This is a genomic window from Sphingopyxis flava, assembly GCF_900168005.1.
Classification (GTDB): Bacteria; Pseudomonadota; Alphaproteobacteria; order Sphingomonadales; family Sphingomonadaceae; genus Sphingopyxis; species Sphingopyxis flava.
The window spans coordinates 17,151-38,746 of sequence record NZ_FUYP01000018.1 but is presented as its reverse complement, the minus strand read 5'-3'; the positions used below and the strand labels follow the sequence as shown (position 1 = coordinate 38,746).

Below are 21,596 nucleotides of genomic sequence, written 5' to 3'. Positions count from 1 at the left end.
GCGCGATAGATTCGCATTTTGTTCTGCGATAAGAGCAGGTCATGCTGACCGCGCTCTCCATCGCGAATATCGTGCTGATCGAGCGGCTCGATCTCGATTTCGAGGCCGGGCTTGGCGTGCTGACGGGCGAGACGGGGGCGGGCAAGTCAATCCTGCTCGATGCGCTCGGCCTCGCGCTCGGGATGCGCGCCGACGCCGCGCTGGTGCGGCAGGGTGCCGACAGGGCGCAGGTGACCGCAAGCTTTGCGCCGCCCGGACCGGGCACGCCGCTCGCAAAGCTGCTCGCCGACAATGATATTGCGATCGAGCCGGGCGAGCCGCTGCTGGTCCGCCGGACGCTGAAGGCCGACGGCGGCAGCCGCGCTTTCCTGAACGACCAGCCCTGTTCGGCGGCGCTGCTGCGCGAGGTCGGCGGACAGCTGGTCGAGATTCACGGCCAGCATGACGACCGCGGCCTGCTCGCGCCGGCGGGGCACCGCGCGCTGCTCGACGCCTATGCGCGCGCCGAAACGGGCGCCGTCGCGCAAAGCCATGCGGCGTGGCGCGCGGCCGAGGCAAAGCTCGCCGCAGCACGCTCGGCGGTGAGCGAGGCGGAGCGCGATCGCGAATGGCTTGAACATTGCGTTGCGGAACTTGAGGCACTCGCCCCTCAGCCGGGCGAGGAGGCCGAGCTCGCCGAGGCCCGCGCCGCGATGCAGAAAGGCGAAAAAATTGCCGGTGATCTTGCGACGATCCTTGAAGCCTTTGACGGAAGTGCCGGCGGTCCGGCGCTGCTGCGCGGCGCAGCGCGGCGCCTCGACCGACTCGCGGGCGATCACCCCCTTCTCGCCGAGGCGCTCGCCAGCCTCGATCGCGCGATCATCGACGCCGACGAAGCCGAATCGCGGCTGCACGAGGCGGCGCGCGCGATGGAATATGATCCTCAGCGCCTCGAGGCGACCGAGACGCGTCTTTTCGAGCTGCGCGCGATGGCGCGCAAGCATGGCGTCCAGCCTGACGAGCTGGTGCAGCTCGCGGGCGATCTTGCAGCGCGGCTCGATGCGATCGAAGGGGGAAGCGCGGGCCTTGCGAGGCTCGAAGCGGCGGTTGCGGAGACCGCGGCGGCCTATACCCGCGCCGCGACCCGGCTTTCCGGCCAGCGCGCCAAGGCGGCCGCCCGGCTCGATGCGGCGGTCGCGAGCGAACTTGCGCCGCTGAAGCTCGACGCCGCGCGCTTCCGGACGCTCGTCGAACGGCTTCCCGCCGAGCGCTGGGGCGCGGAGGGGATCGACCGCGTTGAATTCCTGATTTCGACCAATCCGGGCGCGCCTTTCGGGCCGCTGGCAAGGATCGCAAGCGGCGGCGAGCTCTCGCGCTTCATCCTCGCACTCAAGGTTGCGCTCGCCGAAGAGGGCGGGGCCGACACGATCATTTTCGACGAGATCGATCGCGGGGTGGGCGGCGCGGTTGCCAGCGCAATCGGCGAACGGCTCGCGCGGCTGGCGGGCGCGGGCAAGCAATTGCTCGCCGTAACGCACAGCCCGCAGGTCGCCGCCAAGGGCGCAGCCCATTTCGTGATCGCGAAATCGAGCGAGGGCACCGTCACCCGCACCGGCGTCCGCGCGCTCGACGCAGACGGTCGCCGCGAGGAGATCGCCCGCATGCTCTCGGGCGCCGAGGTGACCGCCGAGGCGCGCGCGCAGGCCAAACGCTTGCTGGAGGTCGTCTGATGACAGCGCCGACGATTACTCTGCGGCGTCCGGTCGGACCTGAAGAACGCGCGCTGGTCCCGGAAAGCGGGATGCGCGCCTTTCCGCCGCGCCGCCGCGAGCAGCCGATTTTCTGTCCGGCGACGAGCGAGGAATATAGGATCAAGATTGCCCGCGACTGGAATGTTCGCGCGAGCGGCAGCGGCTATGGGACCCGCTTTGGGATGCTGAAATCCTGTCTTGACCGGTACAAGGCGGAAACGGCGGGGAGCCGGGCGCACCAGCAATATCGAATCCGTGCTGAGGATCTTGAAAATTTCGGCGCTGCGATCGTCGGAGACATAGAGATCACGCGCGAACATAGCGCTCAAGGTGACGCATGACCGCCTCGCATCCCCTCGACCGTCCGGCTTGGAGCATGCTGACCGGGCGGCAGGCGCATCTTGCCGAGGGCGATGCGCGCGCGGTGCGCCTTGACCGCAGCTATGGGCCGTTCGGGGCGGGAGCGGACCAGGGCGCCGAGGCGCAGGCCGCGCTTGCCGCGCTGGTCCCTGCTGATGGCGAGCTGTGGATCGTCGAGGGCGAACCATGGCCGGTGCCGCCCGGCACCCGCGAGGTGAAGCGCGCTGTACTCGCGCAGATGGTCGCCGAAGGCGCGCCGCCTCCGCCGCGCGCGGACGAGCCCCTTGTCACACCCCTTTCAAACGCCGATGCGAGAGACATGGCAGCTCTGGCGGGGCATGCCCAGCCAGGACCGTGGGGTCCGGCGACGCATCGTTACGGGCCCTTTTTCGGAGTGCGCGATTCAGGCCGGCTGCTCGCCATGGCCGGACAGCGTATGCTGATGCCGGGCATGGCCGAAGTCAGCGGGGTGGCGACGTGGCAGGATTGCCGCGGACGCGGGCTGGCCCGCGCGCTGATCGGTCATGTCATGCGCGCGATGGTGAAGCGCGGCGAGCAGCCCTTCCTGCACAGCTATGCCGACAATGCCGGCGCGATCGCGCTGTACGAATCGCTTGGCTTTCGCATCCGGCGAAAAGTGCATGTGCTGGTGATCGCGCGATGATCGACCGGCGCACCCATCTCGCCGCAATGGCAGTCCTTGCCGCGGCATTCATGCCTGCGCATAAGCTGCGGGCGCTGGAGACCATCATGGACGAGAAACATCCGCAATATGGGCTGATCGGCCAGATGATCGCCCAGCCTGGACAGCGCGCGGCGCTCGCCGCGATTCTGACCGACGGGACCTTCGCAATGCCGGGCAACTTCGCCTATATCGTCGGCGAAGATGCGAAAAACCCCGATGCGCTGTGGATCGTCGAGCTCTGGGCGGACAAGGCGGCCCATGCCGCCTCGCTGCAACTGCCCGCGGTGCAAGCGGCGATCGCAAAGGGACGGCCTCTCATCGCAGGATTTGGGTCTCGCGCCGAGTTCAAGCCGGTGGCAAAAGCAGGCGCATGACCGACGTTGAATCGCTGACCGAGGCCGACGCTGCGAACGAGCTGATGCGGCTCGCCAAGGCGATCGCCCATCATAACAATCTCTACCACGCCGAAGATTCGCCCGAGATCAGCGACGCGGAATATGATGCGCTCGTCCGGCGCAACAATGCAATCGAAGAGGCCTTCCCGCATCTTGTCCGCGCCGACAGCCCGAACCGGCTCGTCGGCGCCGCCGTCGAGGCGTCGCCGCTCGCCAAGGTCACACATGCGGTGCGGATGATGAGCCTCGACAATGCGTTCGCGGCTGAGGATGTCGAGGAGTTCGTCGCCCGTGTGCGGCGCTTCTTGAACTTGGGCGAAAGCGAGACGGTCGCCTTGACCGCCGAGGACAAGATCGACGGCCTGTCCTGCTCGCTGCGATACGAGAAGGGCGAGCTTGTCCAGGCTGCGACCCGCGGCGACGGGACGGTGGGCGAGGATGTGACGCCGAACGTGCGGACGATCGCGGATATTCCCCAGAGGCTGAAGGGCGACGCGCCCGACGTATTCGAAATCCGGGGCGAGGTTTATATGGCGAAAGCCGATTTCGCCGCGCTCAACGATCGGCTCCTTGCCGAAGCGGATGACCCCCAAAAGGCCCGCCAGTTCGCCAATCCGCGCAACGCTGCGGCGGGTTCGCTGCGCCAGAAGGATGCGGGCGTTACCGCCGCGCGCCCGCTTCGCTTCCTTGCCCACGGCTGGGGCGAGACGAGCGAGGTGCCCGAGGTGACGCAGCGCGCGATGATGACGCGCATCGCGGATTGGGGCGTCCCGGTGTCGCCGCTGCTCAAGCGGTTCGAGAGCCTCGAGGCGGTGCTTGAGCATTATCGCACGATCGAGGCCGAACGAGCCGACATGCCCTATGATATCGACGGCGTCGTCTACAAGGTTGACCGGCTCGACTGGCAGGCCCGGCTCGGCTTCGTTGCCAAGGCGCCGAGATGGGCCATCGCGCACAAATTTCCTGCTGAGCGTGCGCAGACGACGCTCGAGGCCATCGACATCCAGGTCGGCCGCACCGGCAAGCTGACCCCCGTGGGCCGGCTCACGCCGGTCACCGTCGGCGGAGTCGTCGTGTCGAATGTCACCCTTCACAACCGCGACGAGATCGGCCGCCTCGGCGTGCGGCCGGGCGACCGTGTCGTCGTTCAGCGCGCGGGCGACGTAATCCCGCAGGTCGTCGAAAATCTGACCCGCGACGAAGCGCGCGCGGCCTTTGACTTCCCCGACCATTGCCCGGTGTGCGGCAGCGAGGCGGTGGCCGAGGAGGGCGAGGTCGACGTGCGCTGCACGGGCGGGCTCATCTGCAACGCTCAGAAATTTGAGCGCCTTCGCCATTTTGTGAGCCGCGGCGCGCTCGATATCGAAGGGCTGGGCGAGAAGAGTATCGCGGAATTTCTGGAGCTGGGATGGCTCGGCAAGGGGCCCGCGGACATCTTCCGACTGAAAAATCACCGCGAGGCGTTGCTGGGGCGCGAGGGGTGGAAGGAGAAGTCGGTCGACAATCTCCTCGCCGCGATCGAGGCGAAGCGCGCGCCCGATGCGGCGCGGCTTCTCTTCGGGCTCGGCATCCGCCATGTTGGCGCGGTGACGGCGCGCGACCTGATGAAGGGAGTGGGCGAGATCGCGCGCCTTCCCCAAAAAGCGGCCGAGATCCGGGACTATATCGAGGCGAACCCACGGGCCGAGGGGGAATCCGAGGGCAAATATCTCGCGCGCAAGGTCGAGGCGATCAAGTCGATCCTTGAGGTGCGGGCCGACGGCATCGGCGTCGCGGTGGGAGAAGCGCTGGGCGATTTTTTCCACGAACCGCACAACCGTGCGCTGTGGGACGATCTTCTCCTGGAAGTTTCCCCGCCGCCCTATGTGGTGGAAACGCGCGACAGCGAGGTGTCGGGCAGGACCGTCGTCTTCACCGGCAAGCTCGAGACGATGAGCCGCGACGAGGCGAAGGCGCAGGCCGAAAAGCTCGGTGCCAAGGCAGCGGGGTCGGTGAGCGCGAAGACCGACCTCGTCGTCGCGGGGCCGGGCGCGGGATCAAAGCTCAAGCAAGCGGCGGCGCTGGGGATAAGGGTCATCGACGAAGCCGAGTGGGCGGCAATCGTCGAGGCGGCGGGGTGATCCCATGACGCCGGCTCCAGCGGGGAGGACAGGTCGGGACGGTGCGGTCGATCACAGACCGCGCGGTCGACAGGGGGCTAGGGGGTGACATGGCAAAGCGCGACTATCTACAGACTCTGATGCGCGATCTTGAATCGCATACCGAGGTGCGGCGCTTCGGCAGCGGGTGGCTGTCGGGCTTTTTCGGTCTGCTCTTTGCGATCACCGGCCTCTTCATGGTTATCGCGCTGCGATTTCCTGACTGGTTTGCAACGCCCGAGCTTGACGTCATCAAGACCTGGACCGGCTTTCGCGGCTTCGTCCATCTGACCTTGCTCATAAGCTACGGCCTTGCGCTCCTCAGCCTGTTGCTGCGGCCGCGCAAGGTGCTTGGCCTTACCGCGCTTATGATCGGGCTCGCCGCGGCGCTCCTCGGCGGTGCCAATGTCCAGCCTGCCGAGACGCGCGACTGGGGCATTTTCTTCGGGCTCGACTTTTTCATCGTCAATCTGCTTGTCACCGGTTTCATGTTCGCACCGCTCGAGCGTGCGTTCCCGCATCGCCGCGCGCAGCGATTGTTCCGCACCGAATGGCGCGAGGATCTCTTCTATTATCTGGTCAGCACGATGTTCGTGCAGGTGCTGAGTTTCCTTGCGCTGGCGCCGCAGGCGTTCGTCAATGACCATACATCGAGCTGGGATGCGTTCCGTGCCGGGGTCGCGTCGCTGCCGTGGATCGTGCAGTTCGCGATTGTCCTCGTCGCGTCCGATTTTGCGCAATATTGGTATCACCGCCTCTTCCATAAAGTCCCGTTCCTGTGGGGATTTCACGCGATCCACCACAGCGCCAAGTCGATGGACTGGCTCGCCGGGTCGCGGATGCACTTTGTCGAGATCATTCTCTTGCGCTCGATCACGTCGCTGCCGCTGTTCACGCTCGGCTTCGCGCCGTCGGTGATGCAGGCCTATATTGGCTTCGTCTATGTCTGGTCGTCGCTCCTCCACGCCAACGTCGGCGGGAATTTCAATCGTCTCGGCCATTGGATTGCGACCCCGCGTTTCCACCATTGGCACCACGGGTTGGAGCGCGAGGCGTTCGACGTCAATTTCGCCATTCATTTCCCATGGCTCGACAAGATCTTCGGGACCTTTCATCTTCCCGAAGACCGTTGGCCCGAAAATTACGGCATCCCCGAGGAGGTGCCGAAGGCCTATTGGGGGCAGTTTCTCTATCCCTGGACGCGCACGGGCAAGAAGACCGACGAGGTAGCCGCCGAATAGGGTCTGGACATTTTGTCCGCTTGCGCCGGGGCGCCCGGCGCCATAAGGTCGCTCGCCGTGGGCCTCCTTGCCGCCTTTCGCCGTCCCGGCTTCCTGCTCCTGCTGCCTGCGCTGCTGGCGCTCGCAGCGCGCGTGCTTGTCGCGCCGGGATGGATGATCGACGCGGACAGCGGCGGGTCGATCACGGTCCGCATCTGTTCGGACCCTGAAAATCCGGGGACGACACTGACGATCCCCATCGAAAAGACGGGTGACCACGAGGCGGCGCAAAGTGAGCATTGCCCGTGGGGCGCGCTCGCGGTCGCGCCGGTCGTACCCGATACACCCGCACTGGCCGAGAGGCCGACCGGGCTTCCGCTACCCCCGAGCGCGGTACCGACACTTGGCTTTGCGCCCGGCATCGCCTCGCCGCTCCCGCCGAGCACCGGACCGCCCGCCCTCGCCTGAATCCGCCTGACCCGCCCGATGTGCGTTCCCCGCGCACCGGCGCCTGTCCTGCATTCACGCGAAGGATTATCTATGCAAAACCCTGTTACGCGCGCGGCTCCCTTGCTGGCGCTCGCCATGGCCGCTCTTCCAGCGGCGGCCTCTGCCGAAGCGACCGAGGCAGACCAGACCATCATCGTGACCGCCCGCACCGACACCGACGCCGCTGAAGATCGGGCGGCGAAGACCCCCGGCGGGGCCGACGTGGTTCGCCACGAAGATTATGCCGACAAGTCGATTGTCAGCTTGCGCGATACGCTCGGCTTTTCGCCCGGCGTCTATCTCCAGCCGCGCTTTGGGCAGGAGGTGCGTATCTCGATCCGCGGCTCGGGTCTGTCGCGCGGATATCACATGCGCGGGCTGACGCTGCTCCAGGACGGAGTCCCGATCAACCTTGCCGACGCCAATGGCGACTTTCAGGAGCTTGAGCCGATCTTCTTCGATCACCTCGAGGTATACCGCGGAGCCAATGCGCTTCGGTTCGGCTCAGGCACGCTCGGCGGCGCGATCAACGGCGTGACGCCGACCGGGCGCACAGCCGAAGGGATCTATCTGCGAGGAGATATGGGAAGCTTCGGCAGTCTTCGTGGCCTCGTCTCGGCTGGTGTCGCCGCCGAGCGGGTCGATATATGGGGGGCGGTAAGCGCGGACAGCTCGGATGGCGATCGCGACCATATGCGGCGGCGTAGCCTTCGCTTCCACGGCAATGCCGGGATTGCGCTCAGCGACAGCATCACGACGCGCCTCTATGCGAGTTACAACCATATCGACCAGCAATTGCCCGGTGCGCTGACGCGCGAGGAAGCGCTGACCACTCCCCGCAAGGCCAATGCCGCGAGCATTGCGGGAGATCAGGCGCGCGATATCGAATCGCTGCGCCTTCAAAGCCGCACCAGCGTGGATCTCGGCGCCGCGAGGCTCGACGTCGGGGTTTTCGTCAATGCAAAGACGCTGCATCATCCCATCTATCAGCTTGTTGACCAGAAGAGCCTCGATCGCGGCGGATTCTTCCGCCTCGACTATGCAAGCGGAGCCATCGAGGCGACCTTCGGCGGCGAGCTTCGCGCAGGCAGCGTCCATTCGCGGCGCTTTGTGAACATCGCGGGCCGTCGGGGCGCGAGGACCTTCGATGCCGAACAGTTTGCGCGCACCGCATCGCTTTATGGCGAGCTGCGGCTGAAGCCCGCCGAGAAGCTGTCGCTGATCGTGGGCGGCATTTATGCCGACGGCGTGCGGCGTCAGCGCGAGACGTTCAACACCGGGCCGGTGGACAATAGGGCTCGCGCCGACTTTGGCGCATTCTCCCCAAAGTTCGGCGTGCTTCTTGACCCCATGCCGGGGGTGCAGATTTATGGCAACTATAGCCGCTCGGTCGAATTTCCCGGCTTCATCGAACTCGCGCAGCTCACCGCCTTCGTCCCGCTCGCGCCGCAGCGCGCTTGGACGGCAGAAATCGGAACGCGGGGAACGCGCGGGCTGTTGCACTGGGACCTCTCGCTCTATCGGGCTGATATCAAGGGCGAGCTGCTGCAATATGCGGTCAGCGCCGACATTCCCGCGTCGACCTTCAATGCGGCCAAAACGCGCCACGAAGGGATCGAGGCGGCGCTGGAGATCACGCCGACCGACTGGCTGCGATTGCGGCAGGTCTTTACTTACAGCAATTTTCACTTTCGCCGCGACACCGTCTATGGCGACAACCGCCTGCCGGTCGTCCCGCGCCACGTCTATCGTGCCGAGCTGCGTCTCGGCGGCGATGCGTTGCATATCGCGCCGGCCATCGAATGGGTGCTTAAGGGGCCTTTTGCCGACTATCGTAACAGGGCCCGCACATCGGGCTATGCGCTGCTCGGCTTCACCGCCGGCATGCGCGTCTCCGATGGGATCGACGCCTTTCTCGACGCGCGCAATGTCGCGGGGAAGAAAGCAATCGGCGACATCAGCGCCGCGATCGACGTGATCGCTGCCTCGGCCATCTATTATCCGGTCGAGCGCCGCGCGGTATCGGCGGGGCTGCGCGCCCGCTTTTGACGGCGGCGTGCGTCCATGTGGGGGAGGGCATTTTGATGCACTGCAACATCTTGCCTTCCCGCGCCGCGGTGCTAGCATCGCAGCGGCTGCTCGACGGGCGGCCGTGGGGCGGAAAGGATCGGCTGCATTCGCTTCTTCGACGAAATGACGACCGAGGGCGGGATCAGGGCGCCCTATCGCGAATATTGCCAATGGTTCGATGGCGAAGATGCGGCGCGGATCGCGCAGAAAGCGAAGCAGGCCGAGGCTTTCTTCCGCACCATCGGTATCACCTTTAACGTCTATGGCGCCGAAGGCGGCGATGAGCGGCTCATCCCCTTTGACGTGGTGCCCCGAATCATCGCCGCGGGCGAATGGCGCCGCCTGTCGCGCGGGATCGAACAGCGGGTGCGTGCGCTCAACGCCTTCCTTCATGACATTTACCATCGGCAGGAGATTCTGCGCGCCGGGCGCGTGCCCACCGAGCTCATCGCCCGCAACGACGCTTTCCTGCCGATGATGATGGGTATGGACCCGCCCGGCGGCGTCTATACGCACATCAGCGGCATCGATATCGTCCGCACAGGAGCGGATGAATTCTACGTCCTTGAGGATAATGCCCGCACGCCCTCGGGCGTCTCTTACATGCTCGAGAATCGCGAGACGATGCTGCAGATGTTCCCGGAGCTCTTCGCGAAAGTCGCGGTGCGTGAGGTCGGGGATTATCCGATCAACCTCTTGAAGTCGCTGTCGGCGTGCGCGCCGCCGATGTGCGGCGGTACGCCGACGGTGGCGGTTCTGACCCCGGGCATTCACAACAGCGCCTATTTCGAGCACAGCTTTCTTGCAGACCAGATGGGCGCTGCACTCGTCGAAGGGCATGACCTGCGGGTCGTCGAAGGGCGCATCGCGATGCGCACGACGCGAGGCTACCGTCCGATCGACGTCCTTTATCGCCGCGTCGATGACGATTTCCTCGACCCGCTGAATTTCCGCCCCGACTCGCTTCTCGGCGTGCCCGGCATCTGGGACGTGTACCGCGCGGGAGGCATCACCATCGCCAATGCACCGGGAACCGGCATCGCGGATGACAAGGCGCTATATAGCTATATGCCTGACATCATCGAATTCTATACCGGCGAGAAGGCGCTCTTACCCAATGTGCCGACTTGGCGGTGCAGCGAGCCTGAACATCTGCGCGAGGTCCTCGACCGCTTGCCCGAACTGGTAGTCAAGGAGGTGCACGGATCGGGCGGTTACGGCATGCTCGTGGGCCCGGCGGCGAGCAAAAAGGAGATCGCGGCCTTCCGGGCGAAGCTCGAGGCCAATCCCCGAAATTATATCGCGCAGCCGACGCTGTCGCTGTCGACCGTGCCGATCTTCACGAACAAGGGCCTCGCGCCGCGCCATGTTGACCTGCGTCCTTTCGTTCTGATGTCGCCGCAGGGGATCACCATTACTCCCGGCGGGCTGACCCGCGTTGCGATGAGCAAGGGATCGCTCGTGGTCAATTCAAGCCAGGGCGGCGGGACCAAGGATACCTGGGTGCTGGAGGATTGATGGGAGAGAGGCGGGTTTCGGCACATCCAGGCCCTTCGTCTGCCGAGGAGGGGGCCGAATGGCGATCATGCTAGGCAAGACCGCCGGCAGCCTCTTCTGGATGGCACGCTATCTCGAGCGCAGCGAGAATAATGCACGGCTCATCGACGCAGGATTTCGCATCGCGCTTACCCGCTCGGCAACTGCACCCGCCGAGTGGAAATCGGTGCTCGAGACCGCCGGGGTCGTTCACGCCTATGAAGCGGCCAATGCCGAGTTCACCTCGTCGCGCGTCATCGATTTCCTGCTGCGCGATCCCGCCAATCCGTCGAGCATCCTGTCGACCGTCAAGCAGGCGCGCGACAATGCGCGCACCGCGCGCACCCATCTCACCCGCGAGATGTGGGAGGCGGTGAACACGGGGTGGATGACGCTTGTCGCGCTGCTCAAGCGGCCGGTGCGCGAGGATGATCTGCCCGACGTCCTCGCAACGATCCGGCGGCAGAACGGGCAGGTGCGCGGCGCGCTGACGGGGACGATGCTGCGCAACGACGGGTTCGACTTCGCAGAACTCGGCACCTTTCTGGAACGCGCCGACAACACGGCGCGCATCCTCGACGTCAAATATTATCTGCTGCTGCCTTCGGTCGCGCACATCGGTTCTTCGATCGATAATGTGCAGTGGGAGACAATCCTGCGCTCGGTATCGGCGCTGCGCGCCTACCGCTGGCTCTACGGGGCCGAGATCAGCGCGCTCAAGATCGCCGAATTCCTGATCCTTTACGCGCAGATGCCGCGAAGCCTTGCCTTTTGCTGCGAACATATGGCGGGGCATCTCGGGCGAATCCAGCATCTCTATGGCGAGGAAACCGAGGCGGGGCGGATGGCAACGGCACTGTGCCGCGACCGGCTTGCGGGCCCGATCCAGTCGATCTTCGATGGGGGCCTGCACGAATATCTGCGCGGCTTCCTGGCCGCGAATGCCGCGCTGGCACGCCAGATCGAGCTTGATTATCGGTTCGTGGAGTGAGCAGAACTATGCGCCTTTCGGTCGAGCACGTCACCCGCTACCATTATGACGCGCCCGTTCGCTATGCGCTCCAGCAGGCCCGGCTGACCGCCAAGGACCGGCCGGGTCAGCAGCGCGTCGACCATTGGACGGTCGAGGTGGAGGGCGGCGAGACCCAGCTTCATTATACCGACCATCACGGCAACGGCGTCGATCTGATCGCGGTGGACAGCGGTGCAAGCGAGCTTGTCATCCGCTGCCGCGGCGAGGTCGAACTGCTGACATTCGACGGCATCATTGGCGCGCATCGCGGCGCGATGCCGCTCTGGACCTTTTTGCGGCCCACGTCGCTGACGCGCGCGGGACGGCAGGTCAGAGCGCTGACGTCCGCGCTGGGGCGCGATTTTGCCTCGGATATCGAGCGTGCGCACGCGCTCTCGGCGCTGATCCTCCAGCGGCTTCCCTACAAGATCGGCGTCACCGATGCCGAGACAAATGCCGAACAGGCGCTGGCGGGCGAAGGCGGCGTGTGTCAGGATCATGCGCATATCTTCATCGCTGCGATGCGCCATCTCGGGCATCCGGCGCGCTATGTGTCGGGCTATCTGATGATGAACGACCGCACGCAGCAGGACGCGACGCACGCCTGGGCGGAGGCGCATTTCGACCATATCGGATGGATCGGCTTCGACGTCAGCAACGGCCATTCGCCCGACCAGCGCTATATCCGCCTCGCAACCGGGTTCGACTATCAAAATGCCGCTCCGGTTCGCGGCCTGCGCTACGGTGCGGCGCAGGAAAATCTGGTTGTTCAATTGCAGGTCCAGCAATAAGCGGGGCGGGATCAGGATCGCACAGGGGCCGGGGAAGAAGGAATCGATGACCTATTGCGTCGGAATGCGCCTCAACAAGGGGCTGGTGTTCATGTCGGACACTCGGACCAACGCCGGCGTCGACGACATCTCGCAGGTCCGCAAGATGCGCAGCTGGCACGTCCCTGGCGAGCGGGTCATCACACTGATGTCGGCAGGCAATCTTGCAACGACGCAGGCGGTCGTCGGCCTTCTCGACGAGCGCAACAAGGCGCCCGAAGATCGGCATCCCTCCATTCTTTCTGCGCCCTCGATGTTTGCGGTGGCAATGACGATCGGCGAAACGCTGCGCGCGATCGTCACGCGCTATCGCACCGAAGGACCGATGGCCGAATCCATCTTTCGCGCGTCGCTCATCGTCGGCGGTCAGATCAAGGGATCCGAGCCGCGCCTGTTCATGATCTATCCTGAGGGAAATTTCATCGAGGCAGGCGAGGACAATCCCTTTTTTCAGATCGGCGAGACCAAATATGGACGGCCGATCATCGTGCGCTCTTATGATCCTGCGATGTCGTTTGAGGATGCGGTCAAACTCCTGTGCGTCTCGTTCGATTCGACGATCCGCGCCAATGCCGGCGTTGACCTGCCGATCGATCTGAAGGTTCACGAGCGCGACGATTTTACGACGATTCGCGAGCGCCGCTTCGAGCGTCACGACCCCTATTTCCAGAGCGTCGCCGACGGCTGGGCCGAAGCGCTGGGCATTGCGCTTGCGGAGCTGCCCGACTTTCAATTCTGACGGCGGCACGGCCCGCAAATATCAAGACCGGGAAGGTCGATGACCTTCCCGGCCGGCTGTTCCGGCGGCGAGCGAGGGGGACGCGCCGGAACGGGCGGGCGTCCCCGTTATGGCCGCAGCCTTTGTATCTGCCCAATCATGCCAAAGGATGATGCACCCCGTCCGGGCGCCTGGCGCGCCTCGCGTCAGCGGTTCTTGCGTCCCTCGATCAGACCGTCGACGAGGCTTGGATCGGCGAGCGTCGACGTATCCCCGAGCGAGCCGAAGTCATTTTCGGCGATCTTGCGCAGGATACGGCGCATGATCTTGCCCGACCGCGTCTTCGGCAGCGCCGGGGTCAGGTGGATATGGTCTGGGGTGGCGATCGGCCCGATCTCGGCGCGGACCTGCTGCTTCAGCGCCGCGGCGATCTCGTCGCTTGGCTCGATTCCGGCGTTGAGCGTTACATAGGCATAGATGCCCTGACCCTTGATATCGTGGGGGAAGCCCACGACCGCGGCCTCCGCGACGAGATCGTGGAGGACGAGCGCGCTTTCGACCTCGGCGGTCCCCATGCGGTGTCCTGACACATTGATCACATCATCGACCCGCCCCGTAATCCGCCAGTAGCCATCGGCGTCGCGGCGACAGCCGTCCCCGGTGAAATATTTGCCCTTGTAGGTCGAGAAATAGGTCGACACGAAGCGATCGTGGTCGCCGTAAAGGGTGCGCGCCTGCCCTGGCCAGCTGTGCGTGATGCACAGATTGCCCTCGGCAGCACCGCCCGTCTGTTCGTCGACCAGAACGCCCCCTTCGGCATCGACGAGCTGCGGGCGGATGCCGAAGAAGGGGCGCCCCGCGCTTCCGGGCTGCATCGCGTGGGCACCTGGAAGGGTTGTGATCATGATTCCGCCGGTCTCGGTCTGCCACCAGGTGTCGATGACGGGAACGCGGCCCTTACCAACGGTCTCGTGATACCAGCGCCAGGCCTCCGGATTGATCGGCTCGCCGACACTGCCGAGCAGGCGGATCGAGGAGAGGTCATGGCGCGTCACATAATGATCGCCTTCGCGCATCAGTGCGCGGATCGCGGTGGGCGCGGTATAGAGGATATTGACCTTATGCTTGTCGACGACGCGCCAGAAACGGTCGTGGTCGGGATAGTTGGGAATACCCTCGAACATCAGTGTCGTCGCGCCATTCTGCAAAGGTCCGTAGACGACATAGCTGTGCCCGGTGACCCAGCCGATGTCGGCGGTGCACCAGAAGATCTCGCCCGGCCGGTAATCGAAGCCATAATGAAAGGTCGAGGCGGTCCACACCGAATAGCCGCCGACTGTGTGGAGAACGCCCTTGGGTTTGCCCGTCGAGCCCGACGTATAGAGGATGAAAAGAGGGTCTTCGGCGCTCATCGGCTCGCACGGGCATTCGTCCGGCACGTCGGCCGAGAGCGCGTCATACCAATGATCGCGGCCTTCGGTCATCGCAATGTCGCCGCCGGTGTGCGCGATCACGAGCACCGCCTTCACTGACACCTTCTCCAGCGCCTTGTCGACATTGGCTTTCAAGGGGATGGTGCGGCCCCCGCGCAGCCCTTCGTCGGCGCAGATCACCCACTCGCTCGCGCAATCCTCGATCCGCCCCGCGATCGCGTCGGGCGAAAAGCCCCCGAAGATCACGCTGTGCACTGCGCCGATGCGCGCACAGGCGAGCATCGCGATCGCGCCTTCGGGGATCATCGGCATGTAGATGGTGACGCGGTCACCCCGCTTAACGCCAATTTTCTTCAGCGTGTTGGCAAAGCGGATCACCTCGGCAAGCAGCGCGGCATAGCTGATATGACGCGTTTCGCCGTCGGGAGCGTCGGGTTCGAAGATGATCGCAGTCTGCTCGCCGCGGCCCGCCGCGACGTGGCGATCAAGAGCATTGTGGCAAAGGTTGAGTATTCCGTCCTCGAACCATTTGATGGTCACCGGGTCGTAGGACCAGTTGGCGATCGTCGTAGGCGGGGTGAGCCAATCGATGCGCTGCGCCTCGGCCGCCCAGAAGGCATCGGGGTCCGCAATGCTCGCCGCATAGAGCCGGTCATAGTCTTCGGCGGTGCAATGGGTATTCGCGGCGGCATCGGAGGGAACCGGAACGAAGGGCTCGGAGGAGGGCAGGTCGGACATTGAATTCTCCCGCTTTCGATTTGCTGTGCTCATTCCCTGCGATACTCCCCGAGCCACAAGTTGCAAGGGCAGGCCGCCCAATATGAAAGGGACATGCGATGACCGCGATCGGCGAGGAGGCGGGCCGGCTGCTCGACATGCTGGACGTCGACCGGGCGCACTGGCGCGAGGGCTCGATGCCTGCCGTCACGCCCTTGACGGGCGAGAAGATCGCAATGGTGCGGGTGTGCGGCGCCGACGATATCGAAGCGGCACTCGATGCATCCAGCGCGGCCTTTCGCGCGTGGCGCGAGGTCCCGGCGCCGCGCCGCGGCGAGTTGGTGCGCCTCTTCGGCGAGGAATTGCGCGCTGCAAAAGAGTGTCTCTCGCGGCTGGTGACGATCGAGGCAGGCAAGATCGCATCCGAAGGCAGGGGCGAAGTGCAGGAGATGATCGATATCTGCGACTTCGCGGTCGGCCTCTCACGCCAGCTTTATGGCCTGACCATCGCAACCGAGCGGCCTGGACACCGGATGATGGAGGTCTGGCATCCGCTCGGCGTCGTCGGAGTCATCTCGGCGTTCAACTTTCCCGTCGCGGTCTGGGCCTGGAATGCAGCGCTCGCGCTCGTTTGCGGCAACAGCGTCGTGTGGAAGCCGTCGGAAAAGACGCCGCTCACCGCGCTCGCGGTGCAGGCCATATTCGCGCGTGCGGCCGCGCGCTTTGGCGAGGCACCCGAGGGTCTGTGCGGCCTCTTGGTGGGCGGGCGCGAGACCGGTGAGGCGCTCGTGGGCGATGCGCGCGTCGCGCTCGTATCGGCGACGGGATCGACGCGCATGGGCCGCGCGGTCGCGCCGAGGCTTGCCCAGCGCTTTGCGCGCGCGATCCTCGAGCTTGGCGGCAATAATGGTGTGATCGTCGCTCCATCGGCCGATCTCGACCTTGCGCTGCGGGGCGTCGCGTTCGGAGCGATGGGGACAGCAGGACAGCGCTGCACGACGACGCGGCGCCTCTTTGTCCACGATAGCATTTATGAAGGCTTCGTCGCGCGGCTGAAGGCTGCCTATGATAGCGTCGCTGTTGGCAATCCGCTCGAGGGCGACGTGCTCGTCGGCCCGCTGATCGACCGCGCGGCCTTTGAGGCGATGGGGGCGGCGCTGGCGGCCGCGCGCGCTGAGGGCGGGATCGTCCATGGCGGCGACCGTGTCGGCGAGGGCGCAAGCTATTATGTTCGCCCCGCGCTAGTCGAAATGCCCCGGCAGGTGGGACCGGTATGTGAGGAAACCTTCGGCCCGATCCTCTACGTGATGCGGTACGATGATCTCGATGCGGCGATCCGGCTGCACAATGGGGTCGCAGCCGGCCTCTCATCGGCGATTTTCACCACCGACATGCGTGAGGCCGAGCGGTTCCTCGCGGCGAGCGATTGCGGCATCGCCAACGTCAATCTCGGGACGAGCGGCGCCGAAATAGGGGGAGCCTTTGGGGGCGAGAAGGAAACCGGCGGCGGGCGCGAAAGCGGCTCGGATAGCTGGAAGGTCTATATGCGGCGCGCGACGAATACGGTCAATTATTCGGACGCGCTGCCGCTTGCCCAGGGTGTGTCGTTCGACATCTAGGGTTCTCTCGCGCAGCGGAACGGCAGCGTCTCAAAGACACCAGCCGAACCCGTCCTCGAGGGCAACGATCTGGCCGCTCGTGCCCACCGGCTCCTCCCTCCCATCGGTGAGGAACGCCAGCATCCCGGCGTCGCTGACATCGACGTGTGCAAGCGTTCGGGCGCCTTGGGGAGTCCGGGCCACCACCACGCCCGCCCTTGGCGCGCCATCGCGCGAATAGAAGACGGTATAGCTTTCGATCCTTGCTGGGCCTGCATAATCCTTGACCAATTCGGGCACCGGGCCGCGCCTGGCTTCGGCTTCGTCCTGATAATCGAAATCCTGCGGAAAGCTTGCCGCGGCGATCGGCTGATTGCCGAGCACAATGCAATGATTGTCGGTTGCAAAACCGCCATTGGCGAAAAGGAAGCCATAGCGGCCTTCGCGGCGCAGCTTCCTGGCCATCGAGACGATCGCGTGGCTCATATAATTGGCGATCGGCCCGCCGCCGAAAGTGAGGCCTCCAAAGACGCTCGCGGGGCGATCCCAGGGCCAGCCGAGGATCCGGCGCGCCATCTTCGGGACGCAGGGAAAGCAGCTATAAAGTTCGACGCAATCGAAATCCTTAGCGGTCATGCCGTTGAGCGCGAGCGTCCGGGTGATCGAGGTCTCCATGCTGACGCTATGGTCGTAGCGATCGCGCGCGAGGATGCTCGCAGGCTCCTTCGCCGCCGCGCCCATGCCGACATAGATGAGGCGGTCCTCGGCAATGCCGCGGCGGCGCGCTTCGGCGAGGCTCGCGACGAGAAAAGCCGCGCCCTGGTTCACCGAACTGTTTGCGACCATGAGCTTTGAATAGGGAAAGGCGATCGGGCGATTGCGCTCGTTGACTTCCAGAATATCGGCAGGAGACGCGGCTTTCCTGATCCAGGCTCCCTCGTTCGCGGCAGCCACCTGGGAAAAGCGCGACCAGATTTCGGCGCTTTCGGCCTGTGCCTTGGCGAGGCTCTCGCCCCATGCCGCGCGGGTCGCATTTTCGTAGAGCGGATAGACGTCGACCGGCGCTGAAAGCCCGTGTTTCTGCGCATAATTGGGCTCGCGGCGGGTCGCGACCTGGCGAACCGCATTATAGCTCTTGTCTTCGCCGCTCGCGGCCTTTGCGGCACGGCCGGCGGCGGTGCGCAGCGCTTCGCCGCCAACGATGGCGGCCAATTTGATTTCGCCCGCGCCGATGCGATTTGCCGCTTCGTTGAGCAGCCGCACCGGTGTGTCGCCGTGCGGCGCTGCGGATTGATAGTTGACCGCGGGCTTTGCCCCGATGGCGGCCGCGAGTGGCTCGCACAGCTTGCCGAGGTGGTGAAAGCTGATCTGGTCGACGATGGCGAGGCTGTCGATATCCGCGAGCGAAACCCCGGCATCATCGGCCGCGACCTTCAGCGCTGCGACCATCAACCCCAGCGAATCCAGGCCCTGATCGGGGTCTTCCGGCCGGTCGTTGACTTGGCCGACGCCGATGATGACCGGAATGCGCTCGGGATCTTGCATGTTCATCTCAGCGCGCTTTCCACACGGGCTTGCGCTTTTCGGCAAACGCACGCGGTCCCTCGCGGGCGTCCTCGCTGGCCATCAGCGCTTTGCGCTCGCGCCGATTATCGTCCCAGTGCGCGTCGTCGCCGGCGATCTGACCGTTGATGATGCGCAGCGCCACGCGCTTTGAGGCCTGCACCGAAAGGGGCGCGTTGCCGGCAATCTTTTCGGCCATGGCGATCGCTGTCGGCATCAGATCGGCCAGTGGAACGACGCGGTTGGCGAAACCATAGCGAAGGGCGGTCGCCGCGTCGAAGGGGTCGCCCGTCAGCAGATGTTCCATCGCGACCTTCTGCGGCAATTGCTTGACGATGCGAAATGCCCCGCCCGCGGCGGCGAACAGTCCGACCTTGACTTCAGGAAGGCCGAACTGGGCATTTTCAGCTGCGATCACGATATCGCACATCAGCGCGAGTTCGCACCCACCGCCAAAGGCAAACCCATTCACTGCACCGATGATCGGCTTTGAAATCGGGTGGGCTGCAAAGCCGCCGAAACCCCACGCTTGCTGCGCCTTGTCGTCGGGTGCAAGCTGTCCGCCGCGCGAGAGTGCGACCAGGTCGGCGCCTGCGCAGAAGGCCTTGTCCCCTGCACCCGTGATGATGACGGCGCGGATTTCGGGGTCGAGCTCGGCGCTTTCGAGGGCGGTGCCGAGGCCGACATGGACGTCGGCGTTGACGGCGTTGCGGGCCTCGGGGCGGTTGATCGTCACGATCAGGATATGGCCCTGGCGCTCGGTGAGGACGGCAGGCGCAGCGGCGTCGGTCATCAAAGTCTCCCTGGTAGCCGGAATGCGCACATGCCAATCCCGGCGGCCGGAAACTATCGACCGAAGTTGACGTTTACGTCAACTGCAAAGGTTGCCTCAGGGAAAGCTCGGGCGCGTCTTCTCAGATCGCCTGTCCGGTCTTGGCCCAGTCGGCAAGGAAGCCTTCGATGCCCTTTTCCGTGAGGACATGCTTGAACAGGCCTTTGATGACCGACGGCGGCGCGGTCATCACATCGGCACCGATCTTCGCAGCTTCAAGGACATGGATGCCGTGCCGGACGCTCGCGACAAGAATCTTGGTCGCAAAGTCGTAATTACCATAGATCAGCCGGATATCGGCGATCAGTTGCATCCCGTCGAAGCCATTGTCGTCGTGGCGGCCGACGAAGGGCGAAACGAAGGTCGCGCCGGCCTTTGCGGCGAGCAGCGCCTGCGCTGCCGAGAAACAGAGGGTGACGTTGACCATCGTGCCGTCGCCCGTCAGCGCCTTGCAGGTCTTGAGGCCGTCGATCGTGAGCGGCACCTTGATGCAGACATTGTCGGCGATCTTGCGGAGGATCTCGGCCTCTTTCATCATCGTCGCGTGGTCGAGCGCGACGACCTCGGCCGAAACGGGGCCGTCGACGATGGCGCAGATTTCCTTCGTCACTTCCTTGAAATCGCGGCCAGACTTCGCGATCAGCGACGGATTGGTGGTGACGCCGTCGAGCAGGCCGGTCGCGGCGAGCTCCTCGATGGCATCGATTTCGGCGGTGTCGGCGAAGAATTTCATGGCGCGCTTGTTCCTGCTCAAAAGTGATTCGCTGGTCGCGTCCGCCCTAGAGCAACGCGCGCCAAAACTGAACTGCCGCCGTCGGCTGGCCATTCCCGAACCTTGTCGCGCAGGACAGGCTTGCGGAAAAGCACTGGAGTTCTATGTTTGTTCCGGTTAAGCGCCGGCGATGGCCAAAGCGAAACGCCAATATGTCTGCCAGAATTGCGGTGCGGTGTCATACCGCTGGCAGGGGCAATGCGCTGACTGCGGGGAATGGAACACGCTCGCCGAGGAAGCGGCCGAAACCGTCTTTTCAGCAAAGCATGATCTCACAAAGGGCGGACGTGCGCTCGACCTTGAAACATTGGACGCGCATAGCCCGGTGCCCGAGCGAATGTTCTGCGGAATTGCCGAGTTCGACCGCGCGCTAGGGGGCGGTTTCGTTGCAGGATCGGCAACTCTCATTGGCGGCGATCCCGGGATCGGCAAGTCGACCCTGCTGCTCCAGGCAGCAGGCAGGCTCGCGAGGGCGGGACGAAAGGTCGTCTATATCAGCGGCGAGGAGGCTGCAGCGCAGGTGCGGCTTCGCGCGCAGCGGCTGGGGCTCGGCAACGCGCCGGTCGCGCTCGCAAGCGCATCCTCGGTGCGCGACATTCTCGCGACGCTCGATCGCCAGACGGCCGACTTCGTCGTTATCGATTCGATCCAGACCATGCACAGCGACCTCATCGACAGCGCGCCGGGGACGGTGAGCCAGGTGCGGGCAAGCGCGCAGGAGCTGATCCGTTACGCCAAAGACAGCGGGGCGGCGATCGTGCTCGTCGGGCATGTGACGAAGGACGGGACGATCGCGGGGCCGCGCGTGCTTGAGCATATGGTCGACACGGTGCTGTCCTTCGAAGGGGAGCGCAGCCACCTTTATCGCATCCTGCGCGCGGTGAAGAACCGCTTCGGCGGCACCGACGAGATCGGAGTATTCGCAATGGGCGAAGAGGGGCTGGGCGAAGTCGCCAACCCGTCGAGCCTCTTTCTTACCGACCGCAGCCGCGATGTGCCCGGGTCGGTAGTCTTCCCCGCGCTCGAAGGGACGCGGCCGGTCCTCGTCGAGGTGCAAGCGCTCACCGTACGTCTCGCGAGCGGTGCAACGCCCCGCCGTGCGGTTGTCGGGTGGGACAGCGGCCGGCTCGCGATGGTGCTCGCGGTGCTCGAGGCGCGCTGCGGGCTTCAGATGGGGAGCGCGGAAGTCTATCTCAACATTGCGGGTGGCTACCGTCTGACCGACCCGGCGGCCGACCTTGCGGTCGCCGCCGCGCTCATCTCAGCCTTCAGCGAGCGGCCGGTGCCCGCCGATGCGATTGTCTTTGGCGAGCTATCGCTCTCGGGCGAGGTACGCCCTGTCGCGCATGACGCGCTCCGGCTGCGCGAAGCAGCGAAGCTTGGTTTTTCACGCGGCTGGGGGCCCAAGGGGATGAAAGGCGTTGGCGGCATTTCGGTAACGGGTTTTGCGCGTCTCGGCGAACTCGTTGACCTGATGCTCGGGCGCGACTAGCCACCG

At 64.9% G+C, this 21,596-nt stretch carries 18 protein-coding genes; 14 read left to right on the top strand and 4 right to left on the bottom strand.

The features are described 5' to 3' along the window. The first annotated feature begins 41 nt into the window (after positions 1-41). The 12 genes from recN to B5X69_RS14175 all read left to right on the top strand — a co-directional run bounded on the left by recN (position 42) and on the right by B5X69_RS14175 (position 13,204). Positions 42-1,709: a DNA repair protein RecN gene (recN, locus tag B5X69_RS14230; RefSeq protein WP_079639371.1), complete on the top strand. Its 1,668-nt coding sequence runs from the start codon at positions 42-44 to the stop codon at positions 1,707-1,709. Then, positions 1,709-2,071 (top strand): ADP-ribosylation/crystallin J1, encoded by a 363-nt coding sequence (locus tag B5X69_RS14225; protein ID WP_079639370.1) that lies wholly within the window; start codon positions 1,709-1,711, stop codon positions 2,069-2,071. The genes recN and B5X69_RS14225 overlap by 1 nt, the downstream gene beginning before the upstream one ends. Beyond that, on the top strand, positions 2,068-2,754 hold the full coding sequence (locus tag B5X69_RS14220) for a GNAT family N-acetyltransferase (RefSeq protein WP_079639369.1): 687 nt from the start codon (positions 2,068-2,070) through the stop codon (positions 2,752-2,754). Before B5X69_RS14225 ends, B5X69_RS14220 begins: the two co-directional genes overlap by 4 nt. Further along, complete coding sequence (locus tag B5X69_RS14215; protein ID WP_176141620.1) at positions 2,751-3,149, top strand: putative quinol monooxygenase; 399 nt, start codon at positions 2,751-2,753, stop codon at positions 3,147-3,149. Before B5X69_RS14220 ends, B5X69_RS14215 begins: the two co-directional genes overlap by 4 nt. Then, positions 3,146-5,290 (top strand): NAD-dependent DNA ligase LigA, encoded by a 2,145-nt coding sequence (gene ligA, locus B5X69_RS14210; RefSeq protein ID WP_079639368.1) that lies wholly within the window; start codon positions 3,146-3,148, stop codon positions 5,288-5,290. Before B5X69_RS14215 ends, ligA begins: the two co-directional genes overlap by 4 nt. Positions 5,291-5,379: 89 nt before the next feature. Beyond that, positions 5,380-6,549, top strand: a complete 1,170-nt coding sequence (locus tag B5X69_RS14205; RefSeq protein WP_079639367.1) for a sterol desaturase family protein — start codon at positions 5,380-5,382, stop codon at positions 6,547-6,549. Between the two features lie 57 nt (positions 6,550-6,606). Further along, positions 6,607-6,996 (top strand): hypothetical protein, encoded by a 390-nt coding sequence (locus B5X69_RS14200; RefSeq protein WP_079639366.1) that lies wholly within the window; start codon positions 6,607-6,609, stop codon positions 6,994-6,996. 72 nt (positions 6,997-7,068) lie between these two features. Next, complete coding sequence (locus B5X69_RS14195; protein ID WP_079639365.1) at positions 7,069-9,066, top strand: TonB-dependent receptor family protein; 1,998 nt, start codon at positions 7,069-7,071, stop codon at positions 9,064-9,066. A 144-nt stretch (positions 9,067-9,210) separates the two neighbouring features. Then, positions 9,211-10,605, top strand: coding sequence for a circularly permuted type 2 ATP-grasp protein (locus B5X69_RS14190; RefSeq protein ID WP_079639364.1), 1,395 nt, complete (start codon positions 9,211-9,213; stop codon positions 10,603-10,605). A 67-nt stretch (positions 10,606-10,672) separates the two neighbouring features. Then, positions 10,673-11,614 (top strand): alpha-E domain-containing protein, encoded by a 942-nt coding sequence (locus tag B5X69_RS14185; protein ID WP_079639402.1) that lies wholly within the window; start codon positions 10,673-10,675, stop codon positions 11,612-11,614. 8 nt (positions 11,615-11,622) lie between these two features. Beyond that, the gene (locus B5X69_RS14180; RefSeq protein ID WP_079639363.1) at positions 11,623-12,426 is read left to right on the top strand and encodes a transglutaminase family protein; all 804 of its coding nucleotides are present in this window, start codon (positions 11,623-11,625) and stop codon (positions 12,424-12,426) included. 46 nt (positions 12,427-12,472) lie between these two features. Further along, entirely contained in the window at positions 12,473-13,204 is a 732-nt protein-coding gene (locus B5X69_RS14175; RefSeq protein WP_079639362.1) for a proteasome-type protease, read from the top strand. A 185-nt stretch (positions 13,205-13,389) separates the two neighbouring features. Here B5X69_RS14175 and acs read toward each other — a convergent pair whose 3' ends face one another. After that, positions 13,390-15,354: an acetate--CoA ligase gene (gene acs / locus B5X69_RS14170; protein WP_079639361.1), complete on the bottom strand. Its 1,965-nt coding sequence runs from the start codon at positions 15,352-15,354 to the stop codon at positions 13,390-13,392. A gap of 98 nt (positions 15,355-15,452) precedes the next feature. On the opposite strand from acs, the gene amaB reads away from it, so the two are divergent. After that, complete coding sequence (gene amaB / locus B5X69_RS14165; protein WP_079639360.1) at positions 15,453-16,952, top strand: L-piperidine-6-carboxylate dehydrogenase; 1,500 nt, start codon at positions 15,453-15,455, stop codon at positions 16,950-16,952. 30 nt (positions 16,953-16,982) lie between these two features. Here the strand turns inward: amaB and B5X69_RS14160 are convergent, their stop codons facing one another. From B5X69_RS14160 to fsa, 3 genes are all read right to left on the bottom strand, one after another. Next, complete coding sequence (locus B5X69_RS14160) at positions 16,983-18,482, bottom strand: acetyl-CoA acetyltransferase (RefSeq protein WP_245798751.1); 1,500 nt, start codon at positions 18,480-18,482, stop codon at positions 16,983-16,985. 1 nt (position 18,483) lies between these two features. After that, positions 18,484-19,287: an enoyl-CoA hydratase-related protein gene (locus B5X69_RS14155; RefSeq protein WP_079639359.1), complete on the bottom strand. Its 804-nt coding sequence runs from the start codon at positions 19,285-19,287 to the stop codon at positions 18,484-18,486. 121 nt (positions 19,288-19,408) lie between these two features. Beyond that, the gene (fsa, locus tag B5X69_RS14150) at positions 19,409-20,059 is read right to left on the bottom strand and encodes a fructose-6-phosphate aldolase (protein WP_079639358.1); all 651 of its coding nucleotides are present in this window, start codon (positions 20,057-20,059) and stop codon (positions 19,409-19,411) included. 169 nt (positions 20,060-20,228) lie between these two features. On the opposite strand from fsa, the gene radA reads away from it, so the two are divergent. After that, positions 20,229-21,590, top strand: coding sequence for a DNA repair protein RadA (gene radA / locus B5X69_RS14145; RefSeq protein ID WP_079639357.1), 1,362 nt, complete (start codon positions 20,229-20,231; stop codon positions 21,588-21,590). The last annotated feature ends 6 nt before the right edge of the window (positions 21,591-21,596 follow it).

What these genes read in the sequence shown, in the direction of transcription:
- recN (WP_079639371.1), top strand. Translation starts at nt 42, where the DNA reads ATGCTGACCGCGCTCTCCATCGCGAATATCGTGCTGATCGAGCGGCTC.
- B5X69_RS14225 (WP_079639370.1), top strand. Translation starts at nt 1,709, where the DNA reads ATGACAGCGCCGACGATTACTCTGCGGCGTCCGGTCGGACCTGAAGAA.
- B5X69_RS14220 (WP_079639369.1), top strand. Translation starts at nt 2,068, where the DNA reads ATGACCGCCTCGCATCCCCTCGACCGTCCGGCTTGGAGCATGCTGACC.
- B5X69_RS14215 (WP_176141620.1), top strand. Translation starts at nt 2,751, where the DNA reads ATGATCGACCGGCGCACCCATCTCGCCGCAATGGCAGTCCTTGCCGCG.
- ligA (WP_079639368.1), top strand. Translation starts at nt 3,146, where the DNA reads ATGACCGACGTTGAATCGCTGACCGAGGCCGACGCTGCGAACGAGCTG.
- B5X69_RS14205 (WP_079639367.1), top strand. Translation starts at nt 5,380, where the DNA reads ATGGCAAAGCGCGACTATCTACAGACTCTGATGCGCGATCTTGAATCG.
- B5X69_RS14195 (WP_079639365.1), top strand. Translation starts at nt 7,069, where the DNA reads ATGCAAAACCCTGTTACGCGCGCGGCTCCCTTGCTGGCGCTCGCCATG.
- B5X69_RS14190 (WP_079639364.1), top strand. Translation starts at nt 9,211, where the DNA reads ATGACGACCGAGGGCGGGATCAGGGCGCCCTATCGCGAATATTGCCAA.
- B5X69_RS14185 (WP_079639402.1), top strand. Translation starts at nt 10,673, where the DNA reads ATGCTAGGCAAGACCGCCGGCAGCCTCTTCTGGATGGCACGCTATCTC.
- B5X69_RS14180 (WP_079639363.1), top strand. Translation starts at nt 11,623, where the DNA reads ATGCGCCTTTCGGTCGAGCACGTCACCCGCTACCATTATGACGCGCCC.
- B5X69_RS14175 (WP_079639362.1), top strand. Translation starts at nt 12,473, where the DNA reads ATGACCTATTGCGTCGGAATGCGCCTCAACAAGGGGCTGGTGTTCATG.
- acs (WP_079639361.1), bottom strand. Translation starts at nt 15,354, where the DNA reads ATGTCCGACCTGCCCTCCTCCGAGCCCTTCGTTCCGGTTCCCTCCGAT.
- amaB (WP_079639360.1), top strand. Translation starts at nt 15,453, where the DNA reads ATGACCGCGATCGGCGAGGAGGCGGGCCGGCTGCTCGACATGCTGGAC.
- B5X69_RS14160 (WP_245798751.1), bottom strand. Translation starts at nt 18,482, where the DNA reads ATGAACATGCAAGATCCCGAGCGCATTCCGGTCATCATCGGCGTCGGC.
- B5X69_RS14155 (WP_079639359.1), bottom strand. Translation starts at nt 19,287, where the DNA reads ATGACCGACGCCGCTGCGCCTGCCGTCCTCACCGAGCGCCAGGGCCAT.
- fsa (WP_079639358.1), bottom strand. Translation starts at nt 20,059, where the DNA reads ATGAAATTCTTCGCCGACACCGCCGAAATCGATGCCATCGAGGAGCTC.
- radA (WP_079639357.1), top strand. Translation starts at nt 20,229, where the DNA reads ATGGCCAAAGCGAAACGCCAATATGTCTGCCAGAATTGCGGTGCGGTG.